The sequence below is a fragment of the Paenibacillus sp. N3.4 genome, from assembly GCF_008017805.1.
Taxonomy (GTDB): Bacteria; Bacillota; Bacilli; order Paenibacillales; family NBRC-103111; genus Paenibacillus_E.
Genome location: NZ_VRTT01000022.1, coordinates 53,589 through 68,527, shown reverse-complemented (window position 1 = coordinate 68,527; position 14,939 = coordinate 53,589). Strand labels below are relative to the sequence as shown.

The following is a 14,939-nucleotide window of genomic DNA, read 5'->3' as shown; positions in this document are numbered from 1 at the left end:
TAATGGGGGAGAACGGCGTGAAAGTTGCAAAAAACCGGAAGATGAGGCTTGCAAACATCAGTATCGTAGCTTTAACAGGCTGCGTGTTGGTCGCTGCTGGCTGGTACTGCTTGAGCATCGTTGTCCCTACAAGCAAAGCGGATACCTCTTCAACGGTTTCGAGAAATGTACAGATATCGGCAGCGGAACCGTTAGAAACACCAAGTGAAGGGGGAACGTTGAAATCAACATTGGCGTCGCCGCTTCCTACGAATGCTACGAAAACTAAGGGAAATACGGAAACAAATATTGAAACGCACATGGAAGCTAAGGAATCGGCCCCAATAACCAACTCCGCTGCTGTTCAGCCAGTAATAGCGGAAAATATTAACCAGCTTTTGGAGAAGCCGAAAATGGAGAATGCCGCTTCTCCAAAAGCTGCCGTGCCTCACACAGGAAAACTCGTCATGCTGGATCCGGGACACCAGCGCAAGGGCAACAACGCGCCTGAGCAAGTTGGCCCGGATGGGCAGGAGACGAAGCCCAAAGTGAGCTCCGGTACGGTAGGCGTGCTGACGAAAAAACCGGAATATGTACTTAATCTGGAAGTATCCTTGTTAATCAAACAAGAGCTGGTGCGAAGAGGCATTGAAGTGGCGATGACCCGTGAATCGCATGACGTGGATATTAGCAACAAGCAGCGTGCGGATCTGTCGAACGAAGCTGGAGCTGCGCTAACCGTGCGTATTCATGCAGACGGGGACAGCTCCCCGAAGACCAAAGGGTTCTCCGTCTTGTACCCATCCCCAGCTATCGCCTCAATCGAACCGATTGCTGCCGACAGCAAAAAGGCGGCAGTTCTTATGTTGGAGCAGTTAAAGCGAACAACGGGAACTGCCGGACGAGGACTATCAGCACGTAGTGATCTCTCTGGCTTCAATTGGTCCAAAGTACCTGTGATACTTGTTGAGCTTGGCTTCATGACCAATCCGGAAGAGGACGAGTTGATGTCAGAAGCCGACTATCAGCAGAAGCTTGCTGATAGCATCGCCGATGGTATCGAGAAGTACCTAGCGACTCTGTGAATAGGTGCGAGCAATGGTTGTAGTTGACTCTTAGCTTGTTAGATCATCAAGTAGTTGCGGTGTTGGAGACTATAAAGTTTTGAAGTAAAAAGGCGTTCACTTCGTTAAGTGAAAGCTTTTTTATTTATAGAGAATATTAGGTGAATATTGATGATATTACGGTGACCGGTGGGGCCGCATGTCAATTCACACCTTAGCCGCCCAATCCTTGGGTGGTTTTATTTTCGTGGAAACGAGAATAATGGTGTATATTGGAAGAAAGTTTAATTGGATCGAAAGGGGGAATAGAGGTTGCTGCCATCTTTTTTTATTGCGCATGGTTCGCCGAGTCTGGCTGTCGAGCAGCATGCGTATACGGAATTTTTGCAAAAGCTTGTGAGCGGTATTCCCACACCCAAAGCCATCGTGCTGTTCAGCGCCCATTGGAAAAGTCATATCCAAAAGATTAGCTCTTCCGCTCAAATGGACACGATCTATAATTTCTCCGGGTTTCCTAAAGAACTTTATGCCATTAAGTATCCAGCCAGAGGCGATTTGACATTAAGTTTACATATTCAGCAGTTGTTTCAAGATGAAGGAATTCGTTGTGAGCTTGACGATGAGCGAGGATTGGATCAAGGGGCTTGGGTTCCCCTTCACCTTATGTATCCGGATGCGCTCATACCGGTTGTGGCACTCTCAGTGAATCCGCGGCTTACAGCGGAGGAGCATTATCGGATTGGCGCAGCATTAGCGCCGTTAAGGGAAGAGAATGTGCTCATTCTCGGCAGTGGGGGAACGGTTCACAATGTAAACCAATGGGATCCTAATAATCCTGTGCCCCGAGTATGGGCGGTGGCATTCGATGAGTGGTTGGCGGAGCAGTTGGAAACGTGGAATTTGGATGCGTTAATCAGATATGATGAAAGAGCGCCTAGTGCGCGTCAGGCAGTTCCTACGCCGGAGCATTTCGCGCCTTTGCTGCTTGCGATGGGGGCGGCGGATACGTCACGAAGCGCGAAGCTTTTACATCATAGTTTTCAAATGGGTACGCTCAGCTTGAGCTGCTGGATGTTTGGAGCGAAGCCAAAGTCATAGCCCGCAGGCAGGAAAGCCGGGATTGAACCCAACTTCTAGTCCAGAAAACGCTGCTTGAACTCCGGTTTCGGCAGCATGCAATGCTCAGCTTTGCCGAACCAGCGGTAACGATTGCGCGCGACATAAGCATAGCCAAGATTACGCAGTGGTGCGGGAATAACAATGGCTGCATAGGCGAGCGGCCAAGCTCCACGCAAACGTCTGGCAATACGCAGCGCCGCCGTTGAACGTGTATAGGAGCGACCGCCTTCAATTAGGACGATCGTGCTGATGATACCCGTAGGCAAATGATGCTGCTTGAGCAGCAGCTGCCCGATCTCCGATTGCAAGGAGGCAAAGCGAAATCTTCCCGTCGGGTCGTTTTTCAAAATGAACTGCACGGCTCCACTGCATAAATTACAAACCCCATCGAACAGGACGATGGCTTGATCATCGCTTGGCTTCGTCATAGAGACTCCTCCTTACATGGCTATCTTTTTACTATACCTAATACACCGCCATTCCTCCAACTATCTTTCTATGATTCTGTTACAAAAAAGGTCTTCTATCTGTCTGTTCACTAGAATATATATGTTCCTAGAACGATTTAGAAGAAGAGGTGCAGCCCTGATGAAATCATTGCCTTTATTCCGTAAAAACTCCCTTACCACCTGGCTCGTCCTTGGATGCTCGATGATAGCCATTTCCGGTTGTGGCGGTACGCCCAAAACTGTGCCGTCTACCAGCCTCAAACCTGCCGAAACTTCGGCAATAGCAACTACAACACCGGCATCTAAACCTACGTCGATAGTGGCGGAGCTTCTCTTCCATTTTCCGTTGACAGGTTTGCCTAGCGATAAAGAAATTAAAAGTCGGCCCTTCATGGTCATGGTCGAAAATGCCCCGCAAGCCAGGCCCCAAACTGGCCTCGATCAGGCGGATATCGTCTACGAGATTCTCGCAGAAGGAGAGATAACGAGATTCGTCTCCGTTTTCCAAAGCCATGATGCGAAAGTCATCGGTCCCGTGCGCAGCATCCGCCCGTATTTTGTGGAAATCGGCGATGCGCTGGACGCGGTTATCGTGCACGCCGGCTGGAGCCAGGATGCGATGAACATCATGGCGGGCCGCAAGCTATCGCATCTGGATGAGGTCTATGGCGATGGCGCTTACTATTGGCGCGCGACCGACCGCAAAGCTCCGCACAATCTCTATACCTCTGTGGATAAAATGAAGCAGGGCGCCGAAGCGCGCAAATTTCGTTCCGAGTGGAACGGGCCGCTGCTCACTTTTGCCAAGGAAGGTCAAGCTAAGCTAACCGGCGCTGCCGTGAATTATATACAAATCCCATACATACAAGGTTACTTCGCTTCCTATGAATATAAGGCTGCTGAAGGTGTGTACATGCGCAGTATGGAGGGCAAACCGCACGTCGATAAAGAGACAGGGAAGCAGCTGCAAACTAAGAATCTGCTCGTGCTGGAAAGCAAGCATAAAATTGTAGATAACGAAGGGCGACGCGAGGTGGACGTATTCGGCCCTGGTAAAGGTCTGATTTTCCAAGAAGGCAGGTCTCAGGCCATCACTTGGGAACGAAAAAATGGGCTGCTGCGCGCTTATGCGGATGGCCGAGAGGTGCCTCTGCTGCCCGGCAATACATGGGTTCAGATCGTGCCGGAAGGAACGACTATCAAGATGGAGTAATTTTTATTCGAGTTAAAAAGAAGCCGCCCCGCTTGGTTTAGAGCCAAGATGAGGCGGCTTTTTTAGAGACAAAATGACTATCTGCGTTGCCCTTTTGTTAATCTGGACTTGATACTTGCTTTTCCGTTGCGGCGAGAACTCGATTTCTTACGACGTTTACGATTGCGCCGCAGACCATCAGACGAATTGACCTTCCCCTTGCCAAAAGAGCCAATCAACGTTTTCATCATAGGGGCCATTTGTTGAAAGCTGGTCATGAACTTTTGAACTTTGCCCATCGAGCCAATGATGCCGTCAATACCGCCCATTCGGTCAACAAAACCGGAGATTTGTTTTAGACTTAGACCGCTTAATGGATTAGAGGAGCTACCACTAGTAGTTCCACCACCGCCACCTAATAAATTACTGAGGAAATTGCCCCCACCGGAGCTAGTAGCAGGAGCAGGAGCTGGAGCTGGACTCCCCCCGCCAAAAAAACCGCCGCCAGCGGGATTACCGCCACCAAAAAAACCACCCCCGCCTTCAAAAGGTGCAGGGAAGCCTCCTTGCCCAAAGCCTCCAAACGTATTGCCACCAATTCCAGGATATCCACCGAAACCCTCACCATTTGGAGGTGCAACTGTTAAAGCTCTTGTATGCACCTCAGGACGATAACCGTCATTAACAATGAATTGTCTCTCGTTATTCACTTGGATTCACGACCCTTTTTATCAGATTTGTCTCCTACAGGATATGTCACTTGCCTACCATTGGTATGGACGAATGTCATGGGTCTTTGTGATTTATCACAATTTAACCCTTTAACGCATAAAAATTTTACAGTCTCGCAAAGCTAAAGGCAGGATTTATTCGCGCCGTGTCGAAAGTTACACAAGAGCTTACTGAATCATGAGCTAAATGCTTTTCCACCGGGAGTTGATAATGCATGCAATTAAAAAAATTAAACGATAAAGCAATAGACCAACTATTCGAAGCCGTACTCACGCTCAAAGATATAGAAGAGTGCTATGTCTTTTTTGATGACCTATGCACAGTGAATGAGATTCAATCGCTTTCTCAACGCCTTGAAGTTGCTCGAATGCTGCGCAAGGGCTGTACGTATAACCAGATCGAAGCCGAGACAGGCGCATCCACTGCGACTATTTCTCGTGTCAAACGCTGCTTGAATTACGGGAACGACGGCTATGTGCTGACCTTGGATCGTTTAGGTCGTTAATCATTTTTGTTGAAGTAAAAAGAGTCCTGCATCCTGTGTTACTTCGTGTAATGCGGGATTTTTCATGTCTATAGGACAGAGCTAATTTGTGTCAACCTAGAGGACGTTCTAACGTTTGGCCCTTGCCCAATTGACATGTGTCAACACATTCGTTAGCATAGGATTTACAGCCATGGATACGAACGGGTGGGGAAAATACAATGAACCAATACGGTGTATTAGTCATCAGCCATGGCTCTCGGGATGAGGGCTGGGTGGAGCTAGTCAACGATGCTGTAGACGCTGTCATCATGCCGACAGGTGTGCCCATTTACGCTTCTTATCTGGAGTTGGTAGAGGGGCGTTTAATCCAAGACGGTATCTACCATTAGAGGCGCAAGGCGTGACGGATATCATAGTCGTACCTCTTTTTGTGTCATCTGGAAGTACACATATTGATGAAATCAGCTATGCTTTAGGTGTTATAGAAGAGCCTGCGTTGGAAACAGATCTGGAACGATTCGAGATCCAAGCGCGTATTCATTTCACATCGCCTATTGATGATGATCCTGTTATTGCCGAAATTATTTATGCCAAAATCAAACCATTATCAGATTCGCCTAGTCAGGAAATCCTCCTGTTAGTCGGTCACGGCAGTGTCGAAAAGGGCTTCCATCTCAAATGGCGCAAAGGTCTGGAACTGCTCGCTGGGCGGCTAAAAGCTTTGGGCGGCTATGACGAAGCGGATGTCGCTATGCTTTTGCCGGATCAAGTGAAACGGAAGATGGCCTGGTGGGCGAAAAAGAAGCCCGAGCATACGGTCGTGGTTGCACCCCTTTTCCTAAGTGAAGGTTATTTCACGAATAAAGTCATCCCTTGCCGCATGGAAGGGTTTGAGTATCGATATAATGGACTGGCGCTGCTGCCCAGTCCGCTAATTTCCAAATGGATCGAGAAGCAGATCGCTTCCGAGATTACACGGCGAACAGGTGATGAGACGCAATGGTCAAAAGAGCAAGATTGATCTATAACCCAACTTCCGGCCGGGAAGAAATGAGAAAGCGTCTGCCGGAAATACTACAGCGCCTCGAACGAGGCGGCTTCGAAACATCAGCCCATGCCACCATTGGTGAAGGTGATGCCACGCTCGCTGCGGCTGAGGCCGTCAGGCGCGGCTTCGACCTCATCATCGCCGCAGGCGGAGACGGAACCTTGTGTGAAGTCGTTAACGGCATGGCTGAGAAAGAACATAGGCCCCCGCTTGGCATTTTGCCACTGGGGACGACGAACGATTTCGCGCGTGCTTTGAGCATCCCCAAAAACTGGGAGCAGGCCTGTGACCTGATCATTCAGCAGCATACCACCGACATTGATGTGGGTAAAATCAACAACCGTTACTTCATTAATATCGCTGGCGGCGGTTCAATGACCGAGCTCACCTACGAAGTTCCGAGCAAGCTCAAAACCATGATTGGCCAGTTGGCCTATTATATGAAGGGACTCGAGAAACTGCCAAGGCTGAAGCCCATTGAGCTGTACGTCAAAGCAGGCGATACCGAGTTCCACGAAGAAGTCATGATGTTCCTCGTGGGCAACTCCAACTCCGTTGGCGGCTTCGAGAAGCTGGTTCCGGACGCGAATATGAACGATGGATTGTTCGATGTACTCATCTTGCGCAAATGTAACCTTGCGGAATTTATTAGAGTGGTCACACTCGCATTGCGAGGCGAGCATTTGAACGATCCGAACCTGATCTATTTCCAAACCGATCATATTGAAATTAACTCACCGGACTATGTGCAGCTCAATCTGGATGGGGAGTTCGGAGGGACATTGCCATGTGTAATGACCAACTTGAAGAGCCATTTGCAGATCATTGTGGATAAATCGGGTCAGTCTATATATAAGAAGACACTTCTGGAGACTTTGACTACGCCTTTTAAAGGGAATGGGAATTCGGATTTGGATTCTGAGTAGTTAAGATTAGCTTAAAAAAATGAAGATTAGTGCAAAGTAATATAGAATATCATAGAAATTTTAGAACCATTTTCATGTTACGTATTTGAATTAAAGTGAGGGTATTATGAAAGCAAAAAGTGGTTCTGGCTCTGTGCAAGGTAAAGATAGAGGTCGTCAGGGTGGTCAAGGGAAGCCTGTTGGAGATAGAGCAGGGGGCTTCGGTGGAAGCCGAGCAGAGGATATTTCGCGTAAGGCGGGGAACTCTGGGCAGGAAGCGGGAAAAAGAGCGAAGGATACTGCGTATAGAGCAGGAAACTCCGGGAGTGGACAGCGGAAGTCTGGGCAGGAAGCGGGAAGCCGAGCAGGGAGCTCCGTGAAGAAAGCCGCCCCGGCTTGGATGGCCAATTTGCCTGTGCAGATTGGGCAGCAATATGAGGCTGAGATTATCGGGATTAGCCATGATGGGGAAGGGGTAGGCCGTGTGAATGGCTTTACCCTTTTTGTTGCTGGTGCGCTGCCTGGTGAGCGTGCGCTTGTGCGGGTCGAGCATCTCAAGAAACAGTATGGGTATGCTGGTCTTGTGGAAGTGCTGGAAGTCAGCCCGGATCGGATCGTTCCGGATTGTGCGATTTACGACGAGTGCGGCGGTTGTCAGCTGCAGCATCTTAGCTATGAGGCGCAGCTTCGCGTGAAGCGTCAGCAGGTAGTGGATAATTTGCAGCGGATTGGGAAGCTGCAAGTTGCTGGGGAGCGGAAGATTGGGCGTTCGGATGTTGCGGGATCGGCTCCGTCAACAGCAACAGCAACAACGTTAACATCGAATACCTCGCGGACATCAGCTACGCCGGATTCTATGGATTCATCAAGTTCAGATTCATCAGCTGAGTTGGATTCTGCAAATCATCGAATTGCCGATTTGAGTGAAGAAGGGATTGTTGTTCATCCCACATTGGGGATGACCGATCCATGGCGGTATCGGAACAAGGCGCAGGTTCCTTTTGGGGAAGAGCGCGGCGGCCTCATCGGCGGATTCTATGCGCAGGGCAGCCATCGCATCATCGATATGGATGAGTGCTTGATTCAACATGAGTCCAACGACGAAGTCGTGGCTCGGGTGAAAGAGATCGGCGCGCGTTTTGGTATCCGTGCTTATCATGAAGAGACTGGTCTCGGACTGCTGCGCCACGTCGTCGTCAAAGTAGGCTTCCGCACGGGCGAAATCATGGTCGTGCTGGTGACCAATGGAGATGTTATTCCGCGTGTGAACGAGTGGGTAGCGGGCATTCGTGAATCCCTGCCCGCTGTCGCAAGTATCTGTCATAACATTAATGTGAGGCAGACGAATGTTATTTTTGGGGATGAGACTCGCGTCCTGTGGGGCAGCGAAGTCATCTATGACTATATCGGCGATGTGAAATTTGCTATTTCCGCGCGATCTTTCTTTCAAGTGAACCCCATCCAAACAGATGTGTTGTACGGGAAGGCTTTGGAGTACGCGGCGTTGACCGGCGATGAAGTTGTCGTTGATGCCTATTGCGGCATCGGAACCATCTCCCTGTTCCTCGCCCAAAAGGCGGGACAGGTGTACGGGGTCGAGATCGTCGAGGAGGCGATCGCGGATGCACGGAAGAATGCCGAGTTAAACGGCATGACGAACGTGCACTTCGAGGCAGGCCCCGCCGAGGTGGTCCTGCCCGAGTGGACACGCCAGGGCGTCCGCCCTGACGTGATCGTCGTAGACCCGCCGCGCAAGGGCTGCGACCCGGCGCTGCTCGCGACGATCCTCGAGCTGCAGCCGCGGCGCGTCGTGTACGTGTCGTGCAGCGCATCGACACTCGCGCGCGACTTGCGCGTGCTCGTCGATGGCGGTTACAGCGTCGCGGAGGTGACGCCCGTGGATATGTTTCCGTGGACTACGCATATCGAGTCGGTTTGTTTGTTGACTAATAATGGTTAAGAAGGTTCACTACACAACAAAACCCAGCCTTCATGAGTTCATGAGGACTGGGTTCTTTTGCAAATGATTAATTAGATTTGGTAGGGTACATTTCCATTTTTTTAAGATCAATAATCATTTCACTGCTTTTCAATAGGTCGAGACCAATCAATCCATTAATATGATTAATATCTTCATGGAAAACGCCGAAATCAATAGGTATATCCTTTAACGCTAATGAGCCCAATTGGATGTAATCGACACGTTTTTGAAACGAGTACTCGTCTCCGCCGATACCAAAGCTGCGTACAAGTTTGTCCCCATTTTCAAATTTGATGCCGATCTCAGACACGATATCTGAGGAAAGAAGTGTATGTGCGGCACCAGTGTCTATCACTAAATTATCGATTTTTAAAGAGTTTCCTTTGTAATAAATCGTCATCGATGTTTGGAGTAAATGGTGGATTAGATAAATTCGCATCTTATCTACCCCTATAAAAGGCACTTTTTCTAATTTCTATTGTGATCTTATCTTGACCTGTATGATAGACAATATTATTGTGTTTACACTGTAAAAGTTCTCTTGTTGCATCATCCGGATCTTGAATGGCTTTAATCAATGCAACTTCATCAACGTACTGAATGTTTTCTTCTGTATGGGAATTCAATATTTCGAGAAGGACGTACTGATCAGGATAAATATTGCGAACTTCCTGCCATTGCATAGTGATCACACCTCTCCGTTTGTATACAACCTTCTTAATTATATCATATTTTCTACCAGCAGACTTGTCTCAGGAGATTGCGGGCTTTGGGAGTAGTACAGATGATGTGGAAATGTGAAACAGATACTTTAAAATGATAGAGTTGACTGATTGTTGACTAATCAATAGATTAGTAGGGAAACACCCGATGCTAGAAGAGGCCACTGAAAAAGTCCATCTAAAAGCTAAAAAGGTACAGTTCCTCAAATTTTTGAGGGGCTGTGCCTTTTTTCTGTATAATTAAAGCACCAAATCAAGTAGGTGAATGCTATGCTTCAACAACAACAATCAATGACGCTAAGTCCCTATATAGAACTCTATAATATTCCTAAGTATAATATGTGGCGTCAGTGTAGAAAACAAAATTAGTTCGCCACTGAGCCGACCGAATATCAGGCATTTGGTCTGAATTGGAATTGATTGAATTCGGTGAAGTGTTACATCTGACGGTTTATTTATATCTCAGAGTCTCTCAGCAAGACACTATTTTAGGTTACTTCGGGGAATACATTAAGTAGTTTTTTGTCGAGTGGAGAAGTATAATGGAAATAGTAGGGAAATATCATATGAAAAGGTTGTGTGTAGTTGATAGACGAAATTATTGGAATCTAAGACGATTCTAAGGGTGACTTTCGAATGCAATTCCGCTTTGTGTTTCATTACGTCAGATAATTATGTATACACTGGTATGTTATTACAGAGATGTTCCAATATCAAATTCTAAATATATTGTTCAATATAGAGGAGAGGGTTCTATGAAGATTGTTGAAGAAAATAACAATTTTACAGGCTCAATATTCGCGAAATTTTCAGGTATTGTAGCAAAAGTAGCTTACAAGAGGGTTACTAATGGTTATATAGATTTTGCAGATGTAACGGGAGATTTGGTTGAGAGTGTCGTCGAGAATTTTATAGAGTTCGTATTAAATAAACGAGCTAAGGAGAGAATCAGTTCTTCATTTAAAAATGCGGCAGAGAAAATTATAAAACTCAAAGAAGAGGGTTACATTGAAAGAACCGATATTTCCATAGATGAACAAAGTTATACTGTGAAAGATGAGTTAATCGAGGATTTATTTAAAAAAGTAATGAATCAACATCAAGAGAAGAAAATTAAGTATATTACAAATGCGGCAGTGAGTTTCTTCTATGAAAAAGGTACTGAAAAGCACACATCTGAGTTCGTTTTCAATGCAATGAAAATAGCAGATAATTTAACATTCCAGCAGATGTGCTTGTTGATGCTATTCTCCACAGATAAATATAGAAATTCTCTTAGAGCAGAAGAACACGAAGGCAAATATGAATATTCTGATGCACAATATAATGTTTATAATGAAATTTTAGAATTGGTTCGATTAGGATTATTGTGCTGTGCAACAGATGAGGCTATAGATAATTGGAATAATATGGACCATTGGGATGTAGATCAAGTACATACAATTGATGATATTATTCCACATCGTATGGTTCCTACCTACTTTGGATCATCATTCAATTTTTTATTAGGTTTGCATGATATTAGCGACGATGAAATTAAGAAAGTCATTACGAACGGTGATCTTACTACTATTTTGTTTGAGTAATTTGGGAACGGGCGTTTCATTTCTTCTATTTAGTCATGTTCATAATAACTGTGATGATGAAGGCAAAGTTATCTGATTCAAATATATCCAATAAGACAGGAGAAATTAAATGACCGAGTGGCATATTGAAAAGTATCCCTACAATACGCTTCTTTCGTATTTTGGATGTTTGTGACCTTTTCATGGCATTTCATCTCTGTTATTGAAAATAATAGTGACAAAGTAATAGGAAATCAATCGCTTTATCTATCTAATGAGGATATGGAGTTCTACTCCTAATGGAGAGACTCTACTGAAAAGGGGATTAGCCAAACTATTAAAAACTCGTGAAAGCACATTTGCTTCTAAATCAGACCCAAGTGGTCTATATATCATTGGATGACTCCCTTAACATTTGATTTCTCCTTTATATTTGTCCACTCAGTTCCTACTATGTAGAAAACAAAATTAGTTCGCTCCTGTCCCACAAAGTCTGCCACTGAGCAAAATAAGTTAGCGGAGCCGAGCGAAAATCAGGCATTTGTCCTGATTTTCGCTTTTCTTTGCCCAATCGATCTCCCAATCTGATCCTTAATCCGCAGCCCCTGGAACGGATCTCCTTGATTTAGCCACTGTTGTCCAGCTCAACCACTGGCATTGCTCAATTCATGTCCCTATCAAAATCTTGCTACGTCTGGATTTCTCCCTTGTAGAAAACAAATTTAGTTCATCTCTGTTCCACAAAATTTTCCATTGAGCAACATCGCTTGGCTCTGTCTCTAGTGCGATATTTTTTATATTTAATGCTAACTTCCTTGCAGACCCTGTGATTTTAGATGACGTTTCTTTAGGCTCATTTCTAATCAAGATTTGTAAGAGAGATTTAAAAACATCTAAAACAACCATCCGAAAGTTCTCATATGATTTATTGTTTACAAGTCCTTCCCTTTGATCAAAAAGGTATGGCAAACGATTAGAGTTTATTGAAATATATGCTGCCCAATTATGCTAGTTTTACCCTTTCTAAATCTCTGTTTGTTAAGTTCCAACCAGTCATTGCTTACTTCACCATAAGGAAATCCATCTCTAAAAATCATTGGCCCACCAGTATAGAGATCTAATATTTCCCTAATCCCATTCATGTTTTCAAATCCGTTGATTTCCATTAAGATTTGTGAAACTACTAGAGGCTAATTGGTCTGGGCTTTCTGATAGGATAGCAAAAGGAGAGTGGCCTGTATTTGGCGCTGTGTTATTAGTCTACCTTCGCAAAGAGAATTTTTATTCCAAATTTTTCGAGTTGACTATTTCCGAACTTATGGAGTTCACCAAGTCTGATTTTGATAAAAGCAAACTGTCGGATTTGGCAGGAGCAGCCGCAACGCAAGGCTTGTTAGATTTTGGTGGCGAAACTGTCCGTTTAAAGGACACTCCAACTTTGGAGTTTTACTAGGTTTCAGCGGCAAACTTATTTTGCTCAAGGAAATAGTGGATTGGGAGGGAGAAGGCTTGGATGTCTGGTGGGGTAAGACAGTCTGTAAGAAATTATCACCACAGTGGTTACAATCGTTCGTTGATGTGAAAAAGCTAAATAAACGCCAGTTAGCAAATGGTAATAATTGAACATCAAGAATACTTGAAGATTCCTATGGGACTATAATCCATATATGACATCGAGTAATTCAGGGGATTTGCCGAATTTTGTAAATAAAAGTGCGATTTTGTTGCATTTTTTAGTGATTCGGATATAATATTTATAGAGAAGTAAACTCAATTGCTAGGGTAAGAGAAGGAGCGGAAGGACATAGTCCTTCCGCTTTCGTTTTATGGGAGTGGAATTATGATCGTATTCAGATTAAATAACCCCAGATATAAAGTTTGATTTTGTTTCTGTGATTATTCCTACTAAATATGATTAAACTTCTTTATCTCCTAAGTCTCAAATTAGTCTGTGATCTTATAAAATTTATCGTTTGGATTAATTGAAAATGATATTGTTCGGTAGAGTCTCTAAAATAACTATGAAAAGAAAATATAAAGATATATGAAGATATATGAAGATTGCTAGAATATACATCTTTGTTAAGAGTTCAGAAATATATCAAACCTTTGGTAGAGATGTTGGTATGATATTAAATTGATTTAGAAACTTTATGAAAGTCAGGAGCAGAATACAATGATAGAGAAATGTCAGGTTTTTACTCCTGCACAAATTGTAATAGAGCTTTTAGATGCTGTAGGGTACACAAAAGATTTGTATGGGAAAAAAGTTGTTGAAAATGCATGTGGCGATGGCAATATCTTAAAAGAAATAGTTAGAAGATATATTGACGATTCGCTATGCAACAAGAAGAGTATTGATGAAATTAAACAAGGTTTAGAGCGTGATGTGTATGGTGCAGAAATTGATGAAGTGCATTACGCTAGGTGTTTAAGCAATCTGGATGAAATATCAGCTTCTTTTGGAATTAACAATGTTAAATGGAACATTTTAAATATGGATTTCTTAAAGCAGAATTTAAAAAATAAATTTGATTATGTAATTGGGAATCCTCCATATATCACCTATCGAGATTTGGATGATGAAACAAGAATTTATTTAAAAGAACATTTTGCTTCCTGCAAACAAGGGAAATTTGATTATTGCTATGCGTTTATTGAGGCAAGTCTTTCGTGTCTAAACTCCTATGGGAAGTTGGCCTATTTGATACCAAATAGTATTTTTAAGAACGTCTTTGCGCAAGAGTTAAGAAATATGATTTTACCGAAAGCTATAAAGATTATAGATTATACTACGCAAAAATTATTTGAACAAGCACTTACTTCATCGGCCATTTTGGTATGTGATAAAGGTGAAGTTTCCAAGAATATAGAGTATCAAGATGTTGCAAACAGTACAAGTTTTACGATACCGAAGACTAATTTAGATAGGAAATGGATATTCGCTGATAACAAGCTAGAAAGCAAACCCAAAAGAAGATTTGGAGACTATTTCTCAGCAGCTATCAGCATTGCAACCTTGTTGAATAAGGCATATCTTTTAAAAGAATTTAAAGAGGAAGGAGATTATATTATTGTTAATAATTTTAAGATAGAGCGTAACGTAATAAGAGAAGGCGTTAGTCCTAGATCATTAAACTACAAAAAATCAGAGCTTATTCTATTCCCATATAGGTATAATGAAAATACTTTAGTAAGATATAGAAGTGATGAATTCGAGAAAAACTGCCCGGAAGCCACTAAGTATTTAAAATCTTTTGCAAAAGAGTTACATGAGCGAAAATCAGACAAGAGTATTGAGTGGTTTGAATATGGCCGTACTCAAGCTTTGGCACATTTGAATCAGCCTAAGCTTCTTCTTTCGACTGTAGTGACAAAAGAAGTGAAAGTATATGAGTTATCCAAAGAATGTATACCATATTCCGGAATATACATATTACCTAAAAAAGATTTTTCTTTAGCGAAAGCAAAAGAAATTTTAGAAAGTGAATCTTTTTACAAATATGTTCAGGGAATTGGAATTAATGCGAATGGTAGTTCCCTGCGTATCACTGCTGTTGATATTAAAAACTACGAATTTTAATTAACACATAGTAATATTGTTTATTGTAATAATTCCCGAATTTTGTTCGGTTATTTAATAGTACATATTATATAAGTTAGGGATAACGCCTCTATATAGCAAAATGTTTTTGA

The 14,939-nt window shown here is 43.8% G+C and carries 17 protein-coding genes; 11 read left to right on the top strand and 6 right to left on the bottom strand.

The window, feature by feature from the left end:
• The first annotated feature begins 17 nt into the window (after positions 1 to 17).
• Both FU659_RS13430 and FU659_RS13425 read left to right on the top strand, forming a co-directional pair.
• Entirely contained in the window at positions 18 to 1,064 is a 1,047-nt protein-coding gene (locus FU659_RS13430) for an N-acetylmuramoyl-L-alanine amidase family protein (protein WP_187274133.1), read from the top strand.
• A gap of 291 nt (positions 1,065 to 1,355) precedes the next feature.
• Entirely contained in the window at positions 1,356 to 2,141 is a 786-nt protein-coding gene (locus FU659_RS13425; RefSeq protein WP_147948039.1) for a dioxygenase family protein, read from the top strand.
• A 35-nt stretch (positions 2,142 to 2,176) separates the two neighbouring features.
• Here FU659_RS13425 and FU659_RS13420 read toward each other — a convergent pair whose 3' ends face one another.
• On the bottom strand, positions 2,177 to 2,590 hold the full coding sequence (locus FU659_RS13420; RefSeq protein ID WP_147948038.1) for a thiol-disulfide oxidoreductase DCC family protein: 414 nt from the start codon (positions 2,588 to 2,590) through the stop codon (positions 2,177 to 2,179).
• Positions 2,591 to 2,750: 160 nt separating this feature from the next.
• On the opposite strand from FU659_RS13420, the gene FU659_RS13415 reads away from it, so the two are divergent.
• Positions 2,751 to 3,824, top strand: coding sequence for a DUF3048 domain-containing protein (locus FU659_RS13415; RefSeq protein ID WP_187274132.1), 1,074 nt, complete (start codon positions 2,751 to 2,753; stop codon positions 3,822 to 3,824).
• 77 nt (positions 3,825 to 3,901) lie between these two features.
• Here the strand turns inward: FU659_RS13415 and FU659_RS13410 are convergent, their stop codons facing one another.
• Complete coding sequence (locus FU659_RS13410; protein WP_261807812.1) at positions 3,902 to 4,513, bottom strand: aminotransferase; 612 nt, start codon at positions 4,511 to 4,513, stop codon at positions 3,902 to 3,904.
• A 236-nt stretch (positions 4,514 to 4,749) separates the two neighbouring features.
• Between FU659_RS13410 and FU659_RS13405 the strand changes: the two genes are divergently transcribed.
• The 5 genes from FU659_RS13405 (at position 4,750) to rlmD (ending at position 8,935) form a co-directional block, all read left to right on the top strand.
• Complete coding sequence (locus tag FU659_RS13405) at positions 4,750 to 5,040, top strand: YerC/YecD family TrpR-related protein (protein WP_029198698.1); 291 nt, start codon at positions 4,750 to 4,752, stop codon at positions 5,038 to 5,040.
• A gap of 200 nt (positions 5,041 to 5,240) precedes the next feature.
• Positions 5,241 to 5,411, top strand: a complete 171-nt coding sequence (locus tag FU659_RS38295) for a hypothetical protein (protein ID WP_315971312.1) — start codon at positions 5,241 to 5,243, stop codon at positions 5,409 to 5,411.
• An 11-nt stretch (positions 5,412 to 5,422) separates the two neighbouring features.
• Positions 5,423 to 6,043 carry a sirohydrochlorin chelatase gene (locus FU659_RS13400; RefSeq protein WP_315971311.1) on the top strand — a complete coding sequence of 207 codons (621 nt, stop codon included), beginning with the start codon at positions 5,423 to 5,425 and terminating at the stop codon, positions 6,041 to 6,043.
• On the top strand, positions 6,022 to 6,996 hold the full coding sequence (locus FU659_RS13395) for a diacylglycerol kinase (protein ID WP_147948036.1): 975 nt from the start codon (positions 6,022 to 6,024) through the stop codon (positions 6,994 to 6,996). The genes FU659_RS13400 and FU659_RS13395 overlap by 22 nt, the downstream gene beginning before the upstream one ends.
• A gap of 106 nt (positions 6,997 to 7,102) precedes the next feature.
• Complete coding sequence (rlmD, locus tag FU659_RS13390) at positions 7,103 to 8,935, top strand: 23S rRNA (uracil(1939)-C(5))-methyltransferase RlmD (protein WP_397355663.1); 1,833 nt, start codon at positions 7,103 to 7,105, stop codon at positions 8,933 to 8,935.
• A 67-nt stretch (positions 8,936 to 9,002) separates the two neighbouring features.
• Here the strand turns inward: rlmD and FU659_RS13385 are convergent, their stop codons facing one another.
• Complete coding sequence (locus FU659_RS13385) at positions 9,003 to 9,395, bottom strand: retropepsin-like aspartic protease (RefSeq protein ID WP_147948035.1); 393 nt, start codon at positions 9,393 to 9,395, stop codon at positions 9,003 to 9,005.
• A gap of 1 nt (position 9,396) precedes the next feature.
• On the bottom strand, positions 9,397 to 9,639 hold the full coding sequence (locus FU659_RS13380) for a hypothetical protein (RefSeq protein WP_147948034.1): 243 nt from the start codon (positions 9,637 to 9,639) through the stop codon (positions 9,397 to 9,399).
• Between the two features lie 794 nt (positions 9,640 to 10,433).
• Here FU659_RS13380 and FU659_RS13375 point away from each other — a divergent pair.
• Positions 10,434 to 11,264 (top strand): hypothetical protein, encoded by an 831-nt coding sequence (locus tag FU659_RS13375; protein WP_147948033.1) that lies wholly within the window; start codon positions 10,434 to 10,436, stop codon positions 11,262 to 11,264.
• 645 nt (positions 11,265 to 11,909) lie between these two features.
• On the opposite strand, the gene FU659_RS13370 is transcribed toward FU659_RS13375, so the two are convergent.
• Entirely contained in the window at positions 11,910 to 12,149 is a 240-nt protein-coding gene (locus FU659_RS13370; RefSeq protein WP_147948032.1) for a hypothetical protein, read from the bottom strand.
• A 74-nt stretch (positions 12,150 to 12,223) separates the two neighbouring features.
• Positions 12,224 to 12,409, bottom strand: coding sequence for a hypothetical protein (locus FU659_RS36355; RefSeq protein ID WP_222708542.1), 186 nt, complete (start codon positions 12,407 to 12,409; stop codon positions 12,224 to 12,226).
• A gap of 8 nt (positions 12,410 to 12,417) precedes the next feature.
• Between FU659_RS36355 and FU659_RS13365 the strand changes: the two genes are divergently transcribed.
• Both FU659_RS13365 and FU659_RS13360 read left to right on the top strand, forming a co-directional pair.
• Entirely contained in the window at positions 12,418 to 12,696 is a 279-nt protein-coding gene (locus FU659_RS13365; RefSeq protein ID WP_147948031.1) for a hypothetical protein, read from the top strand.
• Between the two features lie 723 nt (positions 12,697 to 13,419).
• On the top strand, positions 13,420 to 14,826 hold the full coding sequence (locus FU659_RS13360; RefSeq protein WP_147948030.1) for an Eco57I restriction-modification methylase domain-containing protein: 1,407 nt from the start codon (positions 13,420 to 13,422) through the stop codon (positions 14,824 to 14,826).
• Positions 14,827 to 14,939: the final 113 nt, after the last annotated feature.